The sequence below is a fragment of the Streptomyces sp. NPDC003300 genome (assembly GCF_040610915.1).
Lineage (GTDB): Bacteria > Actinomycetota > Actinomycetes > Streptomycetales > Streptomycetaceae > Actinacidiphila.
Genome location: NZ_JBEXNE010000001.1, coordinates 152,064 through 175,151 on the forward strand (window position 1 = coordinate 152,064; position 23,088 = coordinate 175,151).

Genomic DNA, 23,088 nt, shown 5'->3' on the forward strand with positions numbered 1-23,088 from the left:
GCGCCGGGCGAGGCCGCTCAGGAGATCCCGAGCTCGTTGTTGATGAAATCCAGCACCTCGTCGGCGGATGCCGACTTCAGCCGGTCGGCGGCACCGGTCTCGCGTGTGCCTGAGCCGGTCTCGGTGCCGGAGTCGCGCCAGAAAGCGAGCAGTGTCTCCAGTCGGCGGCCGACCGCGGCGCGCTGGTCAGCGTCCACCTCCTCGGCCGCGACGGTGGCGAGCTGGGTCTCCAACGCTGCCAGTTCGGCCAGGAGTTCATCGGCACCTGGCGGTTGTTCGTCGGGCAGCAGCGTGCCGAGCAGGTGCGCGGCGAGCGCGTCGGGGGTGGGGTGGTCGAAGACCACGGTGGCCGCGAGCCGCTGTCCCGTGGCGGTGCCGAGGCGGTTGCGCAGTTCGACTCCGGTGAGCGAGTCGAAGCCCAGCTCCTTGAACGCGCGCGCCGGATCGACGGCGGCCGGCGATCCGTGGCCGAGCACCGCCGCGACGTTGGTGCGCACCATGTCGACGAGTACGGCGCTGCGCTCGGCGGCTCCGAGCGCGGCGAGGCGCGCGGCCAGGTCCGCGCCGCCCGAACGCTCCGCAGGGACAGCGGCTTTGGCGGTACGGCGCTGCGGGGTACGGCTCGTCAGGCCGCGCGCGAGCGCGCGGAAGGCTTCTCCCGCGGTCTGCTCCGCCGCCGCCTCGGGCGCGAGGCGGGCCGTGACGGCGAGCGGCGTGTCCCAGTTCACGGCCGCGTCGAACAGGCCAATTCCCTGCTCGACGCTCATCGGCACCACACCAGAACGGGCCAGACGTGCCCGGTCGACCTCATCGAGCGAACCGGTCAACTCCGAGTCGGTGGCCCAGTGTCCCCATGCCATCGACACAGCCGCAGCGCCACTCGTACGGCGCACACCGGCCAGAGCGTCCAGGAACGTGTTCGCCGCCGCGTAATTGCCCTGCCCCGCCGTGCCCACCACGCCCGCGAGCGACGAGAACAGCACGAACAACGACAGGTCCAGGTCCCGGGTCAGCTCATGCAGATGCCACGCCGCATCCACCTTCGCACCCAGCACCGCGCGCACCCGGCCTTCGTCCAGACCACCGATCAGCGCGTCGTCCAGCGCGCCCGCGCAGTGCACCACACCACCCAACGGCCGGTCCCCGCCGAAGCGCGCGAGCAGCCCGGCCACCTCGTCCCGGACCGCGGCATCACACGCCACGACCTCGACCCGCGCACCGGCCGCCTCCAACTCCGCCACCAACTCGGCCGCTCCGGGAGCGTCCTCGCCCCGTCGGCTGGCCAGCACCAGATCCCGGACCCCGTACGAGGCCACCAGATGCCGGGCCACCAGCCCGCCCAGCAGACCCGTACCACCCGTGATCACCACCGCACTCGCGGCATCCACCGCACGCGGAAGACGCAGCACGACCTTGCCGACATGCCGCGCCTGCGACATGAACCGCAACGCCTCACCCGCCCGCCGTACGTCCCACACCCGCACCGGCAACGGCTCCAGCACACCCTCCGCGAACAACCCCGCCAACTCCCGCAGGATCTCGCCGACTCGCTGCGGGTCCGCCTTCGCCAGGTCGTAGGCCCGGTAGGTCACACCGGGGTGCTCGGCGGCGACGGCCTCCGGGTCGCGGATGTCGGTCTTGCCCATCTCCAGGAACCGGCCACCACGCGGCAGCAACCGCAACGACGCGTCCACGAACTCCCGCGCCAGGCAGTCCAGTACGACGTCGACTCCGTCGCCCCCGGTGGCGGTCATGAAGGCGTCCTCGAAGGCCAGAGTCCGGGAGGACGCGATGTGCTCCGCGTCAAAGCCCATGTCCCGGAGGGTGTCCCACTTGCCCTCACTGGCGGTCCCGAAGACCTCGGCACCCCAGTGCCGGGCCAACTGCGTGGCCGCCATCCCCACACCACCGGTCGCCGCGTGAATCAACACCCGTTGCCCGGACCGCAGTTCGCCGAGGTCGGCGAGACCGATCCACGCCGTGAGGAACACTGCGGGGACGGCGGCGGCCTGCTCGAAGCTCCAGCCCTCCGGCACCCGCACGACCAAGCGCTCGTCCACCACCGCCAACGGCCCGAACGACTCCGGCAGCAGACCCATCACCCGGTCACCCACCACGACACCCGCGACACCGGGCCCGACCTCGACCACGACACCCGCACCCTCGCAGCCGAGCGACTCCTCAGTGCCGACCATGCCCAGACTGACCACGACGTCACGGAAGTTGACACCGGCCGCGCGGATACCGACCCGGATCTGGCCGGGGGCGAGCGGCGCGTCGGCAGCGGGGTGGGGGGCCAGGACGAGCCCGTCGAGCGTCCCTTCGGAGGCGACCAGTCGCCACGCGCCCTCGGCGGGCGGCACCAAACCCCCGCCACCGGCAGGCGCCCGCACCAGCCTCGGCACCAGCACCTCACCACCACGCACCGCCACCTGCGGCTCACCCGCCGCCGACGCGACACCGAGCACCGCACCGAGATCCGCGGCCGTCTCCACGTCGTGGTCGGTGTCGACCAGCAGCAGGCGCCCGGGGTTCTCGGCGAGCGCGCTGCGCACCAGGCCCCACACCGGAGCGTGGACCAGATCGGCGACAGGCTCACCGCTGTGAGTGGACACCGCGCCACGGGTGACGAGAACCAACCGCGAACCAGCGAACCGCTCCTCGGCCAGCCACTCCTGGACCAGACCCAGCACGCCGGTTACTGCGTCCGCCACCGCACCCGGCACGCCATCGGAGACTGAGACCGGGGGCAGGACCACGCCGACCAGCGGCGGAACCGGCTCTGAGGCGGCGGCCAGGGCCGCGAGGCCCGCTGCCCCCGGCACGAGGAAGCAGTCGGCCGTCGCCGCGTCGGCCTCCGTAGGCGTCGCGCGGACCCAGTCCACCCGGAACAGGCCGTCGACCGGGTCCGCGCCGGTACCTCGGAGCTGGTCGCCCGACACCGCGCGCAGCACGAGGGACGTCACCGAAAGGACCAGGGCGCCTGCGGTGTCGGTCACCGTCACTGACACCGTGTCAGGTCCCGAGGCCCGCAGCCGTACGCGTACGGAGGTCGCGCCGACCGCGCCCAGCACGACATCGGACCAGACGAACGGCAGCCGGACCGGCGAGCCGTGAGGGTGCTCCAGCAGTACGGCCTGGATTGCGGCGTCGAGCAGGGCGGGATGGATGCCGAACCGGGCCGCGTCCTTGGTTGCGGCCTCCGGCAACGCCACTTCCGCGTACAGCTCGTCGCCGTCGCGCCATGCGGCCCGCAGGCCCTGGAAGGCAGGGCCGTAGCCGTAACCGGCCGCCGCAGCCCGCTCGTAGAAGCCGTCGACCGGCACCGGCTCGGCGCCCGGCGGCGGCCACGCCGTGAGCGTGTCCGGGGTGTCAGGGCTGCCGTCGAGCAGCGTGCCGGCGGCGTTGCGCGTCCAGGGCCGGTCGCCCGGCGCGGCGCTCTCCGTGCGGGAGTGGATGCCGAGTTCGCGCCGCCCGTCCGCGTCGGGCGCGCCGACGGAGACCTGCACCTGTACGCCGCCGCCCTCCGGCACCACCAACGGCACCTGGAGCGTCAGCTCCTCGACCCGCCCGGCCCCGACCTCGTCCGCCGCGCGCAACGCCCATTCGGCCAGGGCCGCGCCCGGCACCAGCACGGTCCCCTCCACCCGGTGATCGCCCAGCCACGCGTGCGACGCCAGCGACAACCGGCCCGTGAACACGACCTGATCCGAATCCGCCAGGCGCACCACCGCACCCAACAGCGGGTGATCGACGGCCTCCTGCCCGAGCCCGCTGGGATCGCCACTGCGGCCGCCCTCACCGGTCAGCCAGTAGCGCTCGTGCTGGAAGGCGTACGTGGGCAGGTCGACGTGGTGGGCGGGGGTTCCGGCGAAGACGGACCGCCAGTCGACGGGCAGGCCGCGTACCCAACCCTCCGCGAGGGAGGTCAGGAAGCGTTCCTGGCCGCCCTCGTCACGGCGGAGGGTGCCCAGGGCGACGGCGTCGGAGCCCGCGTCCTCGAACGTCTCGGCCAGACCGACAGCCAGGACCGGGTGCGGGCTGGACTCCACGAAGTACGTGAAACCGTCCGCCAGTAGGGCCCGGACGGTCTCGTCGAAGCGGACTTCCTGGCGGAGGTTGGTCACCCAGTAATCGGCGTCCAGCGTGCTCGTATCGATACGGCCGCCGGTCACCGTCGAGTAGAACGGCACCTGCGACGACTGCGGCTCGATGCCGGACAGGGCCTGGACGACCTCGTCCCGGATCGCGTCCACCTGCACCGAGTGCGACGCGTAGTCCACATCGATACGACGGGCCCGTACGCCCTCGGCCTCACACGCCGTCAGCAGCTCAGCGAGCGCTTGAGGTTCACCCGAAACCACGGTGGACGAAGGCCCGTTCACCGAGGCAACGGAAATACGGCCGTCCCAGCGCGCGATCCGCTCCCGTACGTCCTGCGCGGGCAGCGCGACCGACACCATCCCGCCTCGGCCCGACAAGGTCCCGCGAATCGCCTTCGCCCGCAGAGCCACTACGCGCGCCGCATCCTCCACCGACAACGCACCCGCCACACACGCCGCCGCGATCTCACCCTGACTGTGACCGATCACCGCACCCGGCTCAACGCCCACCGACCGCCACACCGCAGCCAGCGACACCATCACCGCCCACAACGCCCCCTGAACCACCACCACGTCATTTAGGACGCCCTCGCGAATCGCCTCCACCACCGACAACCCCACATAAGGACGCAGCGCCGCGTCGCACTCCGCCAACCGCGCCCCGAATACCGGCGAGGAGTCCAACAACCCCAACGCCATGCCCGCCCACTGCGACCCCTGTCCCGGGAACACGAACGCCACCCGGCCGGGGTCCCGCACCGTCGCGCCTGACACCACGCGGGCGGCCGGGGTGTCGTCGGCCAGGGCGCCGAGCCCCGAGACGGCCTCGGCGATGTCGGGGGCCAGCACCACGCTCCGTTGCTCCAGGGCGGTGCGGGACGTCGCGAGGGAGAGGCCGACGTCCGCCGGGGAGTTCTCCGCGCCGCCCGCCTCGACGAAGGACGCCAGGCGTCCGGCCTGGCCGCGCAGCGCGTCCGCCGACCGCGCGGACACCACCCACGGCACCACCGTCAGCGACCCCAACGGGCCTGCCTCCGGCGCGACGTCGGGCTCGGAGGTCCGCGACGGCTCGGCCTCTTCCAGGATCACGTGCGCGTTCGTCCCGCTGATGCCGAACGACGAGACGGCGGCCCGGCGCGGGCGGTCGCCCCGGGACCAGTCCTGGGAGTCGGTCAGCAACTCGACGGCGCCGCTCGTCCAGTCGACGTGCGGCGTCGGCTCATCCACGTGGAGCGTGCGCGGCAGCACACCGTGGCGCATCGCCTCGACCATCTTGATGACGCCCGCGACCCCGGCGGCGGCCTGCGTGTGGCCGATGTTCGACTTCACCGAGCCTAGCCACAGGGGCACTTCACCGGCCCGCTCCTGCCCGTACGTCGCGAGCAGCGCCTGCGCCTCGATCGGGTCGCCCAGTGCCGTGCCGGTCCCGTGCGCCTCGACGGCGTCGATATCGGCGGCCGTCAGACCGGCACTGTCCAACGCGGCCCGGATCACCCGCTCCTGCGACGGACCGTTGGGCGCGGTCAGCCCGTTCGACGCGCCGTCCTGGTTCACCGCGGAGCCCCGCATCACCGCCAGCACCCGGTGGCCGTTGCGCCGCGCGTCCGACAGCCGCTCCAGCAGCAGGACACCGACACCTTCGCCCCACCCGGCGCCGTCCGCCGCCGCCGAGAACGCCTTGCTGCGGCCGTCGGGCGCCATGCCCCGCTGGCGGCTGAACTCCACGAAGACCCACGGGGTCGCCATGACCGTGACGCCTCCGGCCAGGGCGAGCGAGCACTCCCCCGACCGCAGGGCCTGCGCCGCCAGGTGCATCGCGACCAGCGACGACGAGCACGCCGTGTCCACCGTCATCGCCGGACCCTCGAACCCGAAGGTGTACGAGACCCGGCCGGAGGCGACGCTGCCCTGCGTGCTGGTGACGGCGTAGCCCTCCAGTTCTTCGGGGCGGTCGCCGGTGGAGCCGTAGTCGTGGTGCATGACTCCGGTGAAGACGCCCGTCGAACTGCCCTTCAGCGAACCGGGATCAATACCCGCCCGCTCCAGCACCTCCCACGACGCCTCCAGCAGCAACCGCTGCTGCGGATCCATCGACAACGCCTCACGCGGAGACACCCCGAAGAACCCCGCATCAAACTCCCCCGCCCCATAGAGGAACCCGCCCTCACGCGCATAACTCCGCCCCGCCACACCAGGATTCGGATCAAACAACCCCTCAACATCCCACCCCCGGTCCACCGGGAACCCCGACACCGCATCCCCACCCGAAGCAACCAGCGACCACAACTCCTCAGGCGAACCCACCCCACCCGGATACCGACACGCCATCCCCACAATCACCACCGGATCGGTGTCACTGTCCGGAGCGGACGCCCGGACTGCCGCGTCGGCCGGGGCCGTTGCCGCCGGCTGGCCCGGCCGGTCGGCGCCCAGCACGAGGGTGCGGAGGAAGCCGGTGAGTGCCTGGGGCGTCGGGTAGTCGAAGACGAGGGTGGCGGGGAGCCGGAGGCCGGTGGACGTGGCGAGGGCGTTGCGGAGTTGCAGGGCGGTCAGCGAGTCGAAGCCGAACTCCTTGAAACTGCGGCGCGCGGAAATCGTGTCCGGTGTCGGCAACGCGAGGACGGCTGCGGCCTGTTCACGGATCAGATCGAGCAGGAGCCGGTCCTGTTCCTGCGGGTCGAGGCCGGTGAGGCGCTGCCGCAGGTCGCTGGCGCTGTCGGCCGGTGCGGAAGCGGCGGCGGTGCGCCGTGCGCGGACCAGGCTGCGGAAGGCGGGCCGCAGGGAGCCGCGGGCGGCCTCGGTGCGCAGGGCGGACAGGTCGAGCGAGACGGGGACGAGGCAGGACGTGTCGGTGGCCGTGGCCGCGTCGAACAGGGCCAGGCCGAGGTCGGCGGCCAGCGGCCGGACGCCGGAGGCGCGCAGCCAGGCGAGGTCGCCGTCGTCCAAGTGGGCGCGCATGCTGCCGACTTCTTCCCACAGGCCCCAGGCGAGGGAGTGCGCGGGCAGGCCCTCGGCGCGGCGGCGCGCGGCGAGGGCGTCGAGGAAGGCGTTGGCGGCGGCGTAGTCGGCCTGGCCGGGGTTGCCGAAGGTCGCGGCGATGGAGGAGAACAGCACGAACAGCGACAGGTCCAAGTGCCGGGTCAGCTCGTGCAGATGGACCGCCGCGTCCACCTTCGGCGTGAGCACGCGGGACAGTTGGTCGTCGGTGAGGGACAGCACGAGTCCGTCGTCGAGCACACCGGCCGCGTGCACCAAGCCGGTCAGCGGCCGGTCGGAGGGAACGGAGTCCAGCAGGGCGGCCAGCGCCGTTCGGTCGGCCGCGTCGCAGGCGACGATGTCGACGGTCTCCGCGCCGTCGGCGCGGAGCCGGGCCCTGAGGTCGGCGGCGCCGTCCGTGTCGGGTCCGCGGCGGCTGGTCAGGACGAGGTGCCGGACGCCGTGTTCGGTGACCAGGTGACCGGCCAGCAGCGAGCCGAGGGCGCCGGTCCCGCCGGTGATCAGGACCGTGCCGTGCGGGTCGGCCTCGGCGGGGTGTGGGTCGCTCTGGGTGCCGGGCGTCTCGGACGCGGCGCCGGGGGTGGCGCGGACCAGCCGGGGCAGCCGTGTCTCGCCCGCGCGCAAGGCGATCTGCGCCTCGTCCCGCGCGACGGCGGTGGCGACGGCCGTGGCCAGTGCGTCCCGGGACGCCGGTGTGTCGTCCGTGTCGACCAGGACGAGGCGGCCGGGGTGCTCGGACTGGGCGCTGCGGATCAGGCCCCAGACGGGTGCCGTCGCCAGATCGGCGACGGCCTCGTCGGGTCCCGCCGCCACCGCCCCGCGCGTCAGCACGACCAGGCGCGACGTGCTCAGCCGCTCGTCGCCGAGCCAGGTCTTGAGCAGGGCCAGCGCCTCGGCGGTCGCTGCGTGGGCGCGGGCGGGCAGTGCCGCGTCGACCGGCGTACGGCCCGGCGTCCCGCCCTCGTGGGCCGCCGTCCCACTCCCGTCGCCGAGGACACCGTTCGCGCCGACAGGCTGGCCGCCGTCGTAACCCGAAGCCCCGCTCCCGTAACCGTCGCCGTCGCCCGGCGCACCCTTCGCGCCGCCCGGCTCCTCGTGCCCCCACCCGCCGAGCCGTACCAGTGCCGTCGGCGGCGCCTCGATGGCGCCCGCGTCGATGCGGGCGAGCAGCTCCGCGATGTCGGGCACGCCGTCGTCGCCCGTGCCGGGACCGACGGCCAGCCATTCGGCGGCGCGCTCCGCGGTCGCGGCGGGCTGCCAGTCGAGCCGGAAGAGCGCCTGGTCCGCGGGGGTGTTCGCGGGGCGCCCAGCGGGGCTCAGCTGCGCCTCGCCGACGGGCAGCAGGGTGAGCGCCTCGATGGACGCGACGGGCGCGCCGGTGGCGTCCGCGAGGGTCAGGGCGACGGTGTCCGGGCCGTCGGGAGTGACGCGGACGCGGACCGCCGAGGCGTGGACGGCGTGCAGGGCGAGCCCGCGCCAGGCGAACGGCAGCCGCAGGCCGTCCACATGGGCCAGGGAAATGTGCAACGCGGCGTCCAGCAGGGCGGGATGGACGCCGTACGATCCGGCGTCGGTGGCCTGCTCGTCGGCGAGGGTGACGTCGGCGTAGAGGTGCTGGCCCGACCGCCAGGCGGCGCGGACGCGGCGGAAGGCCGGACCGTAGCCGTAACCGGTCGCGTCCAGGTCCGCGTAGAACTCCTCGACGGGCACCGGCCGGGCGTCGGCCGGGGGCCAGGCGGTCAGGGGTTCGGGAGCGGCGGGCGCCTCGGAGGCGAGGACGCCCGCGGCGTGCCGGACCCAGGGGCCGGTGTCGACGCTTCCGGAGTCGTCGTGCGCGTCGGCGCGGTCGGGTCGTGAGTGGATTCGCAGTTCGCGGCGGCCGGTCGTGTCCGGTGCGCCGACGGTGAGCTGGAGGTGCACGCCGTCCTGGCCCGTGAGGACCAGCGGTGCTTCCAGGATGAGTTCCTCGACCTGGGCACATCCGGTCAATTCAGCGGCGTGCAGGGCCAGTTCGGCGAAGGCCGCGCCGGGCAGCAGCACCGTGTCGAGAGCGGCGTGGTCCGCCAGCCACGGATGGGTGCGCAGCGAGATCCGGCCCGTGAGCAACAGGGCGTCGGTGTCGGCGAGTTGTACGGCCGCGCCCAGCATCGGGTGCCCGGTGGCGGACAGGCCGAGGCCGTCCGTTCCCGCGCCCGCGCCCGCCGCCGACTCCAGCCAGTACCGCGCCCGTTGGAAGGCGTAGGTGGGCAGGTGGACGCGGCGCCCGTCGGTCGCGGGCAGCAGGCGGGTCCAGTCGACGCCGGGCAGGCCGCGGACCCAGCCTTCGGCGACGGAGGTGAGGAAGCGGTCGGCGCCGCCTTCGTCGCGGCGGAGCGTGCCGAGGGCGAGGGCGTCGGTCCCGGCGTACTCGAACGTCTCCTGCATGGCGGGGGTGAGTACGGGGTGGGCGCTGATCTCGACGAAGAACCGGAAGCCCTCGTCGAGGAGTGTGTGGACGGCGGTCTCGAAGTCGACCGGCCTGCGGGCGTTCTCGAACCAGTAGTCGGCGTCGAGCCCGTCTCCGTCGAGCGCGCCGCCGGTGACGGTCGAGTAGAACGGGACGTCGCCCGCGGCGGGCGTGACGTCGGCGAACATCTGCGTGATGCGGTCGCGCAGCGGGTCGACCTGGGCGCAGTGCGAGGCGACGGTGGAGCCGATGACGCGGGCCCTGATCCCCTCGTCCTTGCAGGCGGCGACGAATTCGGCGAGCGAGGTCTCGTCCCCGGCGACGGTCTGCGCGGTGGGTCCGTTGCGTCCGGCCGCGGTGAGGCGGCCGTCCCACGCGGCCAGCCGCTCTTCCAGCGCCCGCGCGCTCAGGGCGACCGAGGCGACGGCGCCGTTGCCGACGAGTTCCTCGCCGAAGAGCGCGCTGCGCAGGACGACGATGCGGACGGCGTCGGCGAGGGTGAGGGCGCCCGCGACGCAGGCCGCGGCGATCTCGCCCTGGCTGCTGCCGACGACGGCGGCCGGCTCGACGCCCGCGGCGCGCCACATCGCGGCCAGGGACACGTTGACGGCGAACAGCACCGGTTGGAGTACGTCGATCCGGTCGAGCGGCGGCGCGTCCGGGGCGGCGCGCAGCACAGCGGTGGCGGACCAGTCGACGTAGGCGGCCGCCTCCCGCTCGCACTCGGCGAAGCGGCGGGCGAACACCGGTGAGGTGTCGAGGAGTTCGGCGGCCATGCCGCGCCACTGGGAGCCCTGGCCGGGGAAGACGAACACGGTCCGGCCGCGCAGGTCGGCCGCGCCGACGACGGCGTGGGGGGTGGGCGCGCCGACGGCGACGGCGGTCAGCGCGTCACGGGTCCCGTCGGGGTCGGCGGCGAGCACGACGGACCGGTGTTCGAGTACGGCGCGGGCGGTGGCCAGGGCATGGCCGGTGGCGGCCCGGCCGTCACCCGTGCTCGCGGGGCCGTCTCCCCCGGCCTCGCCCGCCCAGTCGCGGATTCGGGCGGCCTGGGCGCGCAGCGCGGCTGCCGACTGTCCTGACACCGGCCACGGTGCGGGGGCGCCGGTGAGGATCGGGAGCACCCGCGGGTCCCCGGCCCCGCCCTCGGAAGCGGAAGCGGATACGGATGCCGAAGCGGATACGGACTCGGCCTCGACCTCGGCCTCGGACGCGCCGGGCGCGGCCGGAGCGCTTACGGGAGCCTCCGCCTCCTCCAGGATCAGGTGCGCGTTCGTGCCGCTGATGCCGAACGACGAGACGCCCGCGCGCCGCGGCCGGTCCCCGCGCTTCCACGCCACCGGTTCGGTGAGGAGCGTGACGGCGCCGGACCAGTCGACGTGCGGCGAGGGAACGTCCGCGTGCAGAGTGCGGGGCAGCTCCTCGTGGTGCAGGGCCTGCACGATCTTGATCACGCCCGCGATGCCCGCCGCGGCCTGGGTGTGCCCGATGTTGGACTTCACCGAGCCGAGCCGGAGCGGCCGGTCCTCGGGGCGGCTCCGCCCGTAGGTGGCCAGCAGCGCCTGCGCCTCGATCGGGTCGCCGAGCGTCGTGCCGGTGCCGTGCGCCTCGACCACGTCCACGTCGGCGGCGGCGACCCGCGCGTCGGCGAGCGCGTCACGGATCACCCGCTCCTGCGAGGGGCCGTGCGGCGCAGTCAGGCCGTTGCTCGCGCCGTCCTGGTTGGTGGCGGAGCCGCGGATCAGGGCCAGCACCTGGTGGCCGTTGCGGCGCGCGTCGGAGAGCCGCTCGACCACGAGGACGCCGACGCCCTCGGACCAGCCGGTGCCGTCCGCGGCGGCGGAGAACGCCTTGCAGCGGCCGTCGGGGGACAGCGCCCCCTGTCGGCTCAGCTCCACGAACATGCCGGGCGTGGACATGATCGTGACGCCGCCCGCGATCGCCATCGTGCACTCGCCCGACCGCAGCGACCGTACCGCCCAGTGCAGTGCGACCAGGGACGACGAGCAGGCCGTGTCCAGGGTGACGGCCGGGCCCTCGAGGCCCAGCGTGTAGGCCAGCCGTCCCGAGGCGACGCTGGTGAGGGTGCCGGTGAGCCGGTGGCCCTCGACGCCGTCCGCGCCGTACTGGAGCTGCGGCCCGTACTCCTGGAACATCGCGCCGAAGAAGACGCCGGTGCGGGTGCCGCGCAAGGACAGCGGGTCCATCCCGGCGCGCTCGACCGCCTCCCACGAGGTCTCCAGCAGCAGCCGCTGCTGCGGGTCCATGGCCAGGGCCTCGCGCGGTGAGATCCCGAACAGCCCGGCGTCGAAGTCCGGTGCGCCGTCGAGGAATCCGCCGTGCCGGACGTAGCTGGTGGCCGCGCGCCGCGCCTGCGGGTCGTAGAGGCGCTCGATGTCCCAGCCGCGGTTGTCGGGGAAGTCGCCGATGACGTCCCGGCCGTCCGCGACGACGTCCCACAGCGCCTCGGGCGAGTCGACGCCGCCGGGCAGTCGGCAGGCCATGGCGACGATGGCGATCGGGGAGTCGTCGGCGTCCGGGTGGTCAGCGGGGGGCGCCGCGGTGTCGTTCGCCGCGGGTCCCGCGTCGAGCAGGGCGGCGCGCAGGTGGCGGGCGAGCGCGGACGGCGTGGGCTGGTCGAAGAGAACGGTGGCGGGCATCGCCACCTCGGCCTGCTCGGCGATGCGGTTGCGGAGCTGGACCGACAGGTGCGAGTCGAACCCGAGGTTCTTGAAGGTCTGTTCGGGGTCGAGCGCGTCCGGCGACGGCTGTCCCGCGACCGCCGCCGCGTGCGCCAGAACGAAGCGCAGCAGCGTCGAATCCCGCTCGGCCGGGCGCAGCGCGGCCAGTCGGGCGGCGAACGACGAGGCGGCGGCGGCCGGTTCGGCGCCGGAGTCCCGGTCCCCGTCGTGCTCGGCGTCCCGGACGGTGCGCCGGGCCGGTACGGCGGCGGTTCCCGCGCGTCGGCGACGGCGGCCGGTCGCGGTGTCCAGCCAGTGGCGGCGGCGCTGGAACGCGTAGGTGGGAAGGGCCACTTGGGCCGGGGGCGTGTCGGCGAACACGGCCTGCCAGTCGACCGGCAGGCCGCGTACCCAGCCCTCGGCCAGCGAGGTCAGGAAGCGTTCCTGGCCGCCCTGGTTCCTGCGCAGCGTGCCGAGCGCCACCGCGTCGAACCCGGCGTCCTCGAACGTCTCGGCCAGGCCCACCGCCAGCACGGGGTGCGCGCTGGCCTCCACGAAGTAGCCGAACCCGTCCGCCAGCAGCGCGCGTACGGTCTCGTCGAACCGCACCTGCCCGCGGAGGTTGGCGAGCCAGTACGCGGCGTCCAGCTCCCGGGTGTCGAGCCGGCCGCCGGTGACCGTGGAGTAGAAGAGCACGTCGGACGCCACCGGGGTGATGCCGGCCAGGGCGTCCAGCACCTCCTCCCGGATCGCGTCGACCTGGACCGAGTGCGACGCGTAGTCGATGTCGACGCGCCGGGCGCGGATGCCCTCGGCGTCGCAGACGGCGCGCAGTTCGGCGAGCGCGTCCAGCTCGCCCGACACCACGGTGGAAGAAGGCCCGTTGACCGATCCGACGCACAGCCGGTCGCCCCAGCGGGTGAGGCGTTCGAGGACGGAACCGACGGGCAGCCCGACCGAGAGCATCCCTCCGCGGCCCGACAGCGACGCGCCGATCACCTTCGCCCGCAGCGCGACCGTCTTCGCCCCGTCCTCGACGGACAGCGCGCCCGCGACGCAGGCGGCGGCGATCTCGCCCTGGCTGTGCCCGATGACGGCGCCGGGCTCGACACCGGCGGCGCGCCACACCTCGGCCAGCGACACCATCACCGCCCACAGCGCCGACTGGACGACGACCACGTCGTCCAGGGCGCCCTCCCGGATCGCCTCGACCACCGAGCTGCTGAGATACGGGGCCAGCGCCGTGTCGCACTCCCCCATCCGGGACGCGAACACCGGTGAGGTGGCGAGCAGTTCCATCGCCATGCCCGCCCACTGCGAGCCCTGGCCCGGGAACACCAGGGCCACCCGGCTGCCTCCGGCGCGCACCGCGCCGCTCACGAGACCGGCCGCGGGCATGCCGGTGGCGAGCATGTCGACGGCGCTACGGGCGTCCGCGGGTCCGGCCGCGAGGACGACAGCGCGGTGCTCGAACGCCGCCCGGGAGAGGGCGAGGGCCCGGCCTACCGGGCGCAGGCTCGACGGGCCGCCGCCGTCGGCGGAGTCGGAGCCGGAGTCGGAGCCGGCATGAGCATCGGCATCGACATCGGCATCGGCGGATTCGGCGACGGCCAGCAGGCGTTCGGCCTGGCCTCGCAGCGCGGCGGCGGACCGCGCGGACACCGGCCAGGGCACGAGGTCGAGTTCACCGAGCGGTGACCGGGGCGCGGGGGCGGCGCCCGGGAGCGCCGCGTCGGGGACGACGGAGGCCGAGGCCGCGGCCCATTCGCCCACCACCACATGGCAGTTGGTGCCTCCCATACCGAAGGAGGAGACACCGCCCAGCAGCGGCCGGTCGGCGTCGGGCCAGGCGGTCGCCCCGTCCCCGGTCTGCACCCGCAGGCGGAGGTCCGCCAGCGCGATCTCCGGGTTCGGGCGGCGGTAGTTGAGGCTCGGCGGGAGTGCCCGGTGCTGGACGCTGAGGATCAGCTTGAGCAGGCCGGTCACGCCCGCCGCGCCTTCCAGGTGGCCGACGTTGGTCTTGACCGAGCCGACGGCCAGCGGCGCTCGCGGGTCGCGGCCAGCGCCGAGCACCGTACCGAGCGCGCGGGCCTCGACCGGGTCGCCGACGCGGGTGCCGGTGCCGTGCAGTTCGACGTACTGCACCTCGTCCGGCGCGACCCCGGCCTGCCGGTAGGCGCTGCGCAGCAGGTCTTCCTGCGCCGCCTGGTGCGGGCTGGTGAGGCCGGGGCCGCCGCCGTCGTTGTTGACGGCGCTGCCGAGCAGCACGCAGCGGATCGGGTCGCCGTCGGCGACGGCGTCGCTCAGCCGCTTGAGGACCAGGACCGCGCCGCCCTCGCCGCGGACGTAGCCGTTGGCGCGCTCGTCGAAGGTGTAGCAGCGGCCGTCGGGAGAGAGCGCGCCGAAGGCGGTGATCCGCTCGGTGGTCTCCGGGACGAGGTTGAGGTTCACGCCACCGGCCAGGGCGACCGCCGACTCGCCGGAGCGCAGGCTCTCGCAGGCGAGGTGGACCGAGACCAGCGAGGAGGACTGCCCGGCGTCGACGGTCAGGCTCGGGCCGTTGAGGCCCAGCGCGTAGGAGATGCGGTTGGCGACGAGGCTGCGGTGCAGGCCGGTGAGGGTGTGGGCGGTGGCCGGTCCTGACCGGGCGCTGAGGGTCGCGTAGTCGTCGGCGATGACGCCGAGGAACACCCCGTAGGCGACGGGCTGTCGAGCCGTCTTCCCCGGGTGCTCCGCCGAGGCGGCCTCGGGGGTCCCGGTCCTGGAGGCGGGGTGCAGGGCGGCGAGGCCCGCGTCCTCCAGTGCCTCCCAGCCCAGTTCGAGCGCGAGTCGCTGCTGGGGGTCCATCTGGGCGGCCTCGCGGGGCGTGACGCCGAAGAACTCCGCGTCGAAGCCCTCGATCCGCTCGGCGTCCAGGAAGCCGCCGCGCTGCGGACCGGCCGCGCCCGGACCGCCCGGATCTCCCGGACCGCCCGGCCCGCCCGGACCGCCCTTCCCGATGTCCGAATCGATGTCCGAATCGACGTCCGGCTCGGCGTCCGCGTCGCCCTCCACGGGCCAACGAGGGGCGGCGAGTTCGGTCACGGCGTCCGCGCCGCCGCGCAGCAGGTCCCAGAACGCCGTCGGGTCGTCCGCTCCCGGCAGTCGGCAGGAGACCCCGATGACGGCGATGGGTTCGCCCGGCCCGGCGGGGTCGCCGCTGTGTCCGTTCAGCGAATTCCGGTCGGCATTTGTGTCCGCCACCAGTACGTCAGAGCTCCTTCGGAATCCCACGACCCGGGGGGTGATACAGGTCGCACGAAAACGCCAGACTTTCCACCGCCTCGGTGGAATGCGGAGTGCGCGTCCCGATCGCCTCGGAATTGTCGCCCTCCGCGCCGTCATCCGTGGTTGCGGACAGGACGGACGTGGACCGGTAATCGATCCCATCAGCGTTCAACTGGCCAGTCAACCGGGGTCATTGACCGCACGACCCCTGCCCCCGCGGGGGTACCCCCTAAAACACGGCCCCCACCCCCTATACCTATTCCGGGGTTTGAGCCACTGCCGCACGCTGTTACCGTCCACGGGCGATGAAATTCGGAATAATTCCTCATTCGCGGCGTGAAACAAGTGTCCGGCCACGGCCGCATCCGCACGCCGCGCGTCATACGCTGGGAGTCTCGCGTGACCGATTCCGCTGTGTCGCTGAGCCCGCCGTCGGCCGCCGACGGCGGCGCTGAACTGTTCGCGTGGCTGCGCCGCATGCGCGACGACCATCCGGTGTTCCGCGACGAGAACGGCAGTTGGCACGTCCTGCGGTACGCGGACGTGCAGCGGGTGCTGTCGGACCAGAAGGACTTCTCCTCCGACCCGACCCCGGTGTCACCGAAAGCGGCGGAGATCGCCCGCGGTGACCTGGCCCAGATCGACCCGCCCGAGCACCACCATCTGCGGCGCGGGATCAGCCGGGTGTTCACGCCCCGCACCGTGGCCGAACTGGAGCCGCGGATCGCCGAGATCGGCCGGGAACTGCTCGGCGCCACCGACGGCATGGACCGTTTCGACCTGGTGCGGCATCTGACCCATCCGCTGCCGGTGATCGTGATCGCCGAGCTGCTGGGCGTACCGGCCGAGGACCGGCCGATCTTCCGGCACTGGGCGGACCGCATCATCGCCGCCAAGATCGTCGGCATCGACCTGCCGGAGAACTACGAGCGCCTGCGGACCGCGATCGAGGAGATGGACTACTACCTCGACGGCATGCTGGAGGAGCGGCGGTCCCGTCCCGGTGACGACCTGCTCAGCAAGATGGCCACCAGCGAGGTGGACGGCGAGCCGCTGTCGTCGGAGGAGGCCGTCAACTTCGCCCGGCTGCTGCTGATCGCCGGGCACATCACCACGACGATGATGCTGAGCAGCGCGATCCTGTGCTTCGAGGAGCACCCGGAGGCAGCCGCCGCGCTGCGCGCCGACCGCTCGCTGATCCCGGCCGCGCTGGAGGAAGTGATGCGCTACCGGCCGCCGTTCACCATCACCGGCCGGTACACCACCCGGGACGTGCCGATCGGCGGTGTGGTCATCCCCGAGCGGTCGATCGTCATCCCGTGGCTGGCGTCGGCCAACCGCGACGAGCGGCAGTTCGAGGACCCGGACCGGTTCGACATCACCCGTACGCCCAACGCGCACGTCGCGTTCGGCAAGGGCATCCACTTCTGCATCGGTGCGCCGCTGGCCCGGCTGGAGGGGCGCGTGGCCCTCAATCTCCTCCTCGACCACTACCAGGACGTGCGGCTCGACCGCAGCGAGCCGCTGGAGTTCTACGACCGGAACTTCTTCGGTGTGAAGTCGCTGCCGGTGTCGGTCGTCCACACGTGACCGCCGTGGCCTCCCCTTCAGGTCCCGACGGCCCTCGCCCTGCGCCCGGCCGTCCGAACGCCTTCCCGACCGCTCTCCCGACCGCCCGTCCCACGCCTCTCCCGACTTCTCGTCCCGCCCCGTCCCCGACCGCCCGTCCCACCGCCCTCCCGACCATCGGAGCAGCCACGATGACCGACGAGAAACGGGCCAAGTGGCTCATTCTCGAACACTGTCGGATGATCAACGACGGCAATGTGGAGGGCCTGCTCCAGCTCTACGCCGAGGACTGCACCTTCGAGGACCCGGTGGGCAACGGCGAGCAGCACGGCCTGCACGCGCTCAGCCAGCGCGCCGCCGCCGCCGTCTTCTCCGGCGCTTTCGAGGACGCGGCCATGCCGGTGGCGTCCAAGGACGGCCAGTGGGCGTCGGTGCCGATGGTCTCGACCTTCAACTACCTGCCGCTGGCGGGTCCCGCGATGACCGAGTCGGGCCTGCTGCCGCCGATCCCGCCCAAGGACGCGGAGGAGAAGATGATCCGGGTGAACATCGTGATGACGATCCACGTCAACGAAGTCGGCCTGGTCGACCGGATGATGGCGCTGTACGGCAGCTCCGACGTCACCCTCATCGACCGGAAGTGACGGACCGCTGACCGCCCCCGGCCGGGCGGAGCGACACGGCGGCGCGCACCCACATGGGGTGCGCGCCGCCGCCGTTGTCAGCCCACCGGGGTACGGAACCGGTTGATCTCCGGCAGGTGCCGTTCACGTGTCTCGGGGTCGGTCACGCCGAGCCCCTCCTGGGGCGCCAGGCACAGCACGCCCACCTTCCCGCTGTGCTCGTTGCGGTGGACGGCGCGGGTCGCCTCCCCGGTGGCCTCCAGCGGGTAGACCGTGGACAGCGTCGGGTGCACCATCGCCTTGGTGATGAGGCGGTTGGCCTCCCACGCCTCGCGGTAGTTGGCGAAGTGCGAGCCGACGATCCGCTTCAGCGACATCCACAGGTACCGGTTGTCGTACTCGTGCCGGAATCCGGAGGTGGACGCGCACGTGACGACGGTGCCGCCGCGGCGGGTGACGAAGACACTGGCGCCGAAGGTCTCCCGGCCGGGGTGCTCCAGCACGATGTCCGGGTCCTCGCCGCCGGTCAACTCCCGTATCCGGCCGCCGAACCGCTTCCACTCGCGCGGGTCGGGCGTCTGCGGGTCCTTCCAGAACCGGTAGCCCTCCGCGGCCCGGTCGATGACCAGCTCCGCGCCCATGGCCCGCACCAGCTCGGCCTTGCGCGGGTCGGAGACCACGCACACCGGCACCGCCCCGCCGTTCAGGGCCAGTTGGGTGGCGTACGAGCCGAGGCCGCCGCCCGCGCCCCAGATCAGGACCACGTCGCCCTGCTTGAGCGAGGCGCCGTTGCGCGAGACGAGCTGGCGGTAGGCCGTGGAGTTGACCAGCCCGGACGACGCGGCCTCCTCCCACGTCAGGTGCGCGGGTTTGGGCATCAACTGGTTGGACTTGACGAGCGTCAGCTCCGCGAGGCCGCCGAAGTTCGTCTCGAAACCCCAGATCCGCTGCTCGGGGTCGAGCATCGTGTCGTCGTGCCCGTCGGCGGACTCCAGCTCCACGCTCAGGCAGTGCGCGACCACCCGGTCACCCGGCTTCCAGTTGCGCACGCCGGGCCCCGTGCGCAGGACCACCCCGGCGACGTCGGAGCCGAGGACGTGGTACGGCTGCGCGTGGCGCGCCGCCTCGGGGCTGCTGCGCGCGTACCGGTCGAGGAAGGTGAACGTGGGCAGCGGTTCGAAGATCGCGCTCCAGACCGTGTTGTAGTTGATCGCGCTGGCCATCACGGCGATCAGCACCTCACCGGGGCCGGGTTCCGGGGTGGCGACGTCGATGGTGTGCAGGGACTTGGCGGGGTCCTTCTCGCGGGTCTCCAGCCCCTCGAACATGTCGGTCTCCTCGCGGAGCACGGCCGCGCCGCGGTAGCTCTCCGGCACCGGGAGCGCGAGGAAGTCCTCGGCTCCGGCACCCGCGCGCACGGCGTCGATGATCTGCTGCATGAGCGGTCCTCCCGTTGTGACCCGGCGGTCAGGCGATCTCGTTGGTCGGCATGTGCACTTCCAGCGGGAGTTGGTGCCGCCTGGTGATGTTGAGCTTGCGGTAGACCCGGGTCAGGTGCTGCTCGACGGTGCTGATCGTCACGAACAGCTTCGCCGAGATCTCCCGGTTGGTGTATCCGCAGGCCGCCAGGGCCGCGACCCGCTTCTCGGAATCGCTGAGCTTCGCCTCGGCCTCCGCGCCCAGCGCGTCGGCGGCGACCGGTTCGGCGAGCGCGGCGGCGGCCGGGGCGAGGTCCTGGGCCCGCTCCCGCTCGCCCTCCCGCAGCCGCTGCCCGGACTCCGCGCACAGCGGTTCCGCGCCGCACTCGCGGGCCAGGTGCAGGGCCCGGCGGGTGACGGCGATCGACCGTGTGGTCTCTCCCAGTTCGCGGTACGTCTCGCCCAGCACGCCCACGGTGCGGGCCAGTTCGAGCCGGTCGCCCGACCGGTGCAGGTCCTCGACCGCCCGGGCCAGCAGCGACGGCCGGAGCTTGAGGTCGACGCTCTGCGCGCGCAGCCGCAGCGTGACGCCGCGCACCCGCGGGTGCACCGCGTCCGGCATCCGCAGCTGGTCCACGATCAACCGCTCGGCGCGGTCGGGCTGTTCGAGACGGCACAGCGCCTGCGCGGCGTCGGTGCGCCAGGGCAGCAGCACCGGTCGGTCGACGCCCCAGCGGACGGCGAAGCGGCCCGCGGTCTTGAAGTCGGTGAGCGCGGCCTCGGGTTGGCCGGTGGCCAGGTAGAAGTGGCCGCGTGCCCGCAGGTATCCGAGACCGTAGACGCTCTTGAGCAGGGCGTCGGGAATCGGCTGGTTGAGCCGCCGGGCCGCGGCCGTGTAGTCGCCCGCGGCCGTGTGCGTGAGGATCAGTACGGCCAGCGGACCGCCGACGAAGAAGCTCCCGTTGTGGGCGGAGACGCTGTTCAGCGACTCCTGCGCGTACTGCGCGGCGGCCTCCAGCCGTCCTCCGCGCAGCGCGATGTCGGCCCGCAGGCCGGCGAACACCGCCCGCCAGCCCGGCGCCCGCCGCCGGTCGGCCTCCTCCTGGAATCTGCGGCAGGCGTCGTCGGCGGCTTCGAGCCGGTCGCCGAAGTACAGCGACACCACGGCGTTGACGATCGGCGTCAGCGTCACGTCCATCAGCGGGGACACCCGCAGGAAGCGTTCGGCCGAGGTCTCCACGCCGGTGTCGGGCGACAGGACCGGGCAGCGCAGCGATCCGTCGGGGGACGGATGCGCCACCGCGTCCGCGGATATCGGGTGGTCCTGCAACCCGGGGTCGCCGCCCTCGCCGCACCACTGCCCGGCCAGAGGCGTCAGTTGACCGAGCGCCGCCTGCGCCGCGCCCCACTGGCCGGACGACGCCCTCGCCTTGAGGCCGCCGAGGATGGCGCGGGCCTCCTCGAAGCGGCCGTGGCTGATCAGCAGGTCGGCGAGACCGGCGGCGGTGTGGGCGGGCAGCCGGGTGGTGGCCGCGGAGGCGACCAGTTCCGGCAGGTGCCTGGCCTCGGCCGCGGCGGGGTTGATCCGCCACAGCACGGCGGCCAGCCGCAGCCTGATGTCCGTACGCACCCGCTCGTCGTCGCACCCGGCGCAGGCCAGCTCCAGGTAGTCGATGGCGAGCGGGGCGTCGTCCTCGTGCAGCGCGGCCTCCGCGGCCTCCCGCAGTACGGCCGCTCCCCAGGAGCCGGGCACCTCGCCCCCCGCGAGCAGGTGCGCGGCCACCGCCGAGGGGCGGGCGCCCTGGTCCCTGAGCAGACCGGCGACCTCGCGGTGCAACCGACCGCTCTCGGCCGCGTCCAGGCTGTCGCGGACCACGGACCGCGCCACCGGGTCGCGGAAGCGCGGGCCGTCCACGATGCCCGCGGACTCCAGTGCCTGCAACGCCTCGTCGACGCTCCAGGAGGTGGCCTCGGAGACGCGCCCGACGGACTCGGTGTCGGCCGCCTCGCCCAGCACCGCGACGGCGGCGGCCACCTCCCAGGTGTCCTCGCCTCCGCGGCGCAGGCAGGTCAGCAGCGCCTGTCCGAACAGCTCCCCGGCGAGCGGCGGGGCGATGCCCGGCGGCCAGTGGGCCACCGCGCGGTGGCAGTCCTCGAGACACGCGCGCAGCAGCAGCGGATTGCCGCCGGTCAGCCGGTACAGCTCCGCGGCGTTGACCGCTCCGGCGGGCAGATCGGTATACGCGGCCAGGATCTGGGCCACGCCGTCCTGGTCCAGGGGCAGCAGCCGCAGCCGGTGCACCTCGGGCTGACGCAGCAGCTCGACGGCGAACTGCGGGTCCCGCGGTCCGCCGTGCAGCGGCTGGGTGAGCACCATCAGGACACGTCCGCGCCGGGTCAGCCGGGCGAGCTGGAGCAGACACCGCAGCGACTCGGCGTCGACGTGCTGGAGGTCGTCGACTGCGATGACCACCGGTGCCTGCTCGGCCATGTCCTTCACGGCCGCGGCGAGTTGCCGGGCGAACCGGCCGGTTCCCAGGTCGGTGGCCCCGTCGGGCGGTACCGGTGGCGCGGTCGACGGCGGCACGCCGTCCATCAGTTGGGAGACGGCGCCCAGGGGTGTGCCGGCCTCGGCGGGCGACCCCGCCGCGCACAGCAGGGTGACCCCGGACCTGGTCGCCTCGTCGATGACCCATTCCAGGGTCTGGCTCTTGCCGCAGGCGATCGCGCCCTCGACCAGAACCGTTCTCCCGCTGCCGGACATGACATCCCGCAAGGAATTGCTCAAAAACTCTAACTGCGCTTCACGCTGAATAAATTCCACGACAGTGAACAGCCCCCGTTCAAACCGTTCAATTCGCATTACCCAAAAGACACCGGGAACGCAACAAAGCGCCTGCGGGTGTGAACCCCGTGGCACAGATGATCCTCATCTATCCCAAACAGCCAACTCCCACCGTATCCGAAAGCCGAATCGACTCTATCGCGGCTTTCCGAAGATCGGGCAACCCCGGCGCGTTAAGGAAGCGGAAGAAGTCGGCCATCTCCGACTCGGCCGCATCCGGGTCGGCCACGGCCGGCCCGGTCACCGCCAACCCGGTCACCGCCGGATCGGTCACACCGGCACGCCGAGCCGGTCGCGTAACCCGGCGATCACCGCCGGCCCCTCGGCCACCAGGTAGAAGTGGCCGCCGGGGAAGACCTCGATGTCGAACGGGCCCGCGGTGTGCCCCGCCCACGCCTCCGCTTCCGCGATCTCCACCTGCGGGTCGCGGTCGCCGACGAACGCGGTGACCGGGCAGTTCAGCGGCGGTGCCGGGCGCGGCGCGTAGGTCTCGATGGCCCGGTAGTCACCGCGGACCGCGGGCATGATCATGCGCACGATCTCGTCGTCGGCGAGCAGATCGGCGTGGGTACCGGCGAGTCGGCGCAGTTCGGCGACGATGCCGGCGTCGTCCCGCCGGTGGACCGGATCGGGCAGCGGACGGTGGGCGGAGGGCGCGCGGCGTCCGGAGACGAAGAGCCGGGTCGGCTCCACCCCATGGTTCCGTTTCAGCCGCAGGGCCACTTCGTAGGCGACGACCGCGCCCATACTGTGGCCGAAGAACGCGGTCCTCCGGTCGACCATGGGGGCCAGCGCCTCGGCGGCCAGGTCGGCCAGGTCGTGCAGGTCCTGGACCGGTTGCTCGGTCCTGCGTTCCTGCCGTCCCGGATACTGCACCCCGATGACTTCGACATCCGGTTGCAGCGCGCTGGAAACGGGGAGGTAAAAACTTGCCGAGCCTCCGGCGTGCGGAAAACAGACGAGTCTGCGGGGTTCACTTCCGGGCGGAGCTGGGTGATAGCGGCTGAACCATGCCTCGCGGTTCACACACATCTCCAATTCGTACAAATCCGCCCAACGTGCCCAAGGAGTGCCATGCATGCGGTTTCGAAACTAGTTCGGCTCCGCACTCGCCAGTAACCCCTAATCCGGCGAGCGCC

General features: G+C 73.1%; 6 protein-coding genes. 2 read left to right on the plus strand and 4 right to left on the minus strand.

The window, feature by feature from the left end:
- Positions 1-17 precede the first annotated feature (17 nt).
- The gene (locus ABZX65_RS00555; protein ID WP_355332731.1) at positions 18-15,470 is read right to left on the minus strand and encodes an SDR family NAD(P)-dependent oxidoreductase; all 15,453 of its coding nucleotides are present in this window, start codon (positions 15,468-15,470) and stop codon (positions 18-20) included.
- 423 nt (positions 15,471-15,893) lie between these two features.
- On the opposite strand from ABZX65_RS00555, the gene ABZX65_RS00560 reads away from it, so the two are divergent.
- Both ABZX65_RS00560 and ABZX65_RS00565 read left to right on the plus strand, forming a co-directional pair.
- Positions 15,894-17,084: a cytochrome P450 gene (locus ABZX65_RS00560; RefSeq protein ID WP_355332734.1), complete on the plus strand. Its 1,191-nt coding sequence runs from the start codon at positions 15,894-15,896 to the stop codon at positions 17,082-17,084.
- A 170-nt stretch (positions 17,085-17,254) separates the two neighbouring features.
- Positions 17,255-17,707 carry a nuclear transport factor 2 family protein gene (locus ABZX65_RS00565; RefSeq protein ID WP_355332737.1) on the plus strand — a complete coding sequence of 151 codons (453 nt, stop codon included), beginning with the start codon at positions 17,255-17,257 and terminating at the stop codon, positions 17,705-17,707.
- A 77-nt stretch (positions 17,708-17,784) separates the two neighbouring features.
- Here the strand turns inward: ABZX65_RS00565 and ccrA are convergent, their stop codons facing one another.
- From ccrA to ABZX65_RS00580, 3 genes are all read right to left on the minus strand, one after another.
- Entirely contained in the window at positions 17,785-19,125 is a 1,341-nt protein-coding gene (gene ccrA, locus ABZX65_RS00570; protein WP_355332739.1) for a crotonyl-CoA carboxylase/reductase, read from the minus strand.
- A gap of 28 nt (positions 19,126-19,153) precedes the next feature.
- The gene (locus ABZX65_RS00575) at positions 19,154-21,967 is read right to left on the minus strand and encodes an AAA family ATPase (RefSeq protein ID WP_355332741.1); all 2,814 of its coding nucleotides are present in this window, start codon (positions 21,965-21,967) and stop codon (positions 19,154-19,156) included.
- A 252-nt stretch (positions 21,968-22,219) separates the two neighbouring features.
- Positions 22,220-22,981: an alpha/beta fold hydrolase gene (locus ABZX65_RS00580; RefSeq protein ID WP_355332744.1), complete on the minus strand. Its 762-nt coding sequence runs from the start codon at positions 22,979-22,981 to the stop codon at positions 22,220-22,222.
- Positions 22,982-23,088: the final 107 nt, after the last annotated feature.

Coding starts and splice junctions, on each gene's coding strand:
- ABZX65_RS00565 (WP_355332737.1), top strand. CDS start 17,255: ATGACCGACGAGAAACGGGCCAAGTGGCTCATTCTCGAACACTGTCGG.
- ccrA (WP_355332739.1), bottom strand. CDS start 19,125: ATGCAGCAGATCATCGACGCCGTGCGCGCGGGTGCCGGAGCCGAGGAC.
- ABZX65_RS00575 (WP_355332741.1), bottom strand. CDS start 21,967: ATGCGAATTGAACGGTTTGAACGGGGGCTGTTCACTGTCGTGGAATTT.
- ABZX65_RS00580 (WP_355332744.1), bottom strand. CDS start 22,981: ATGTGTGTGAACCGCGAGGCATGGTTCAGCCGCTATCACCCAGCTCCG.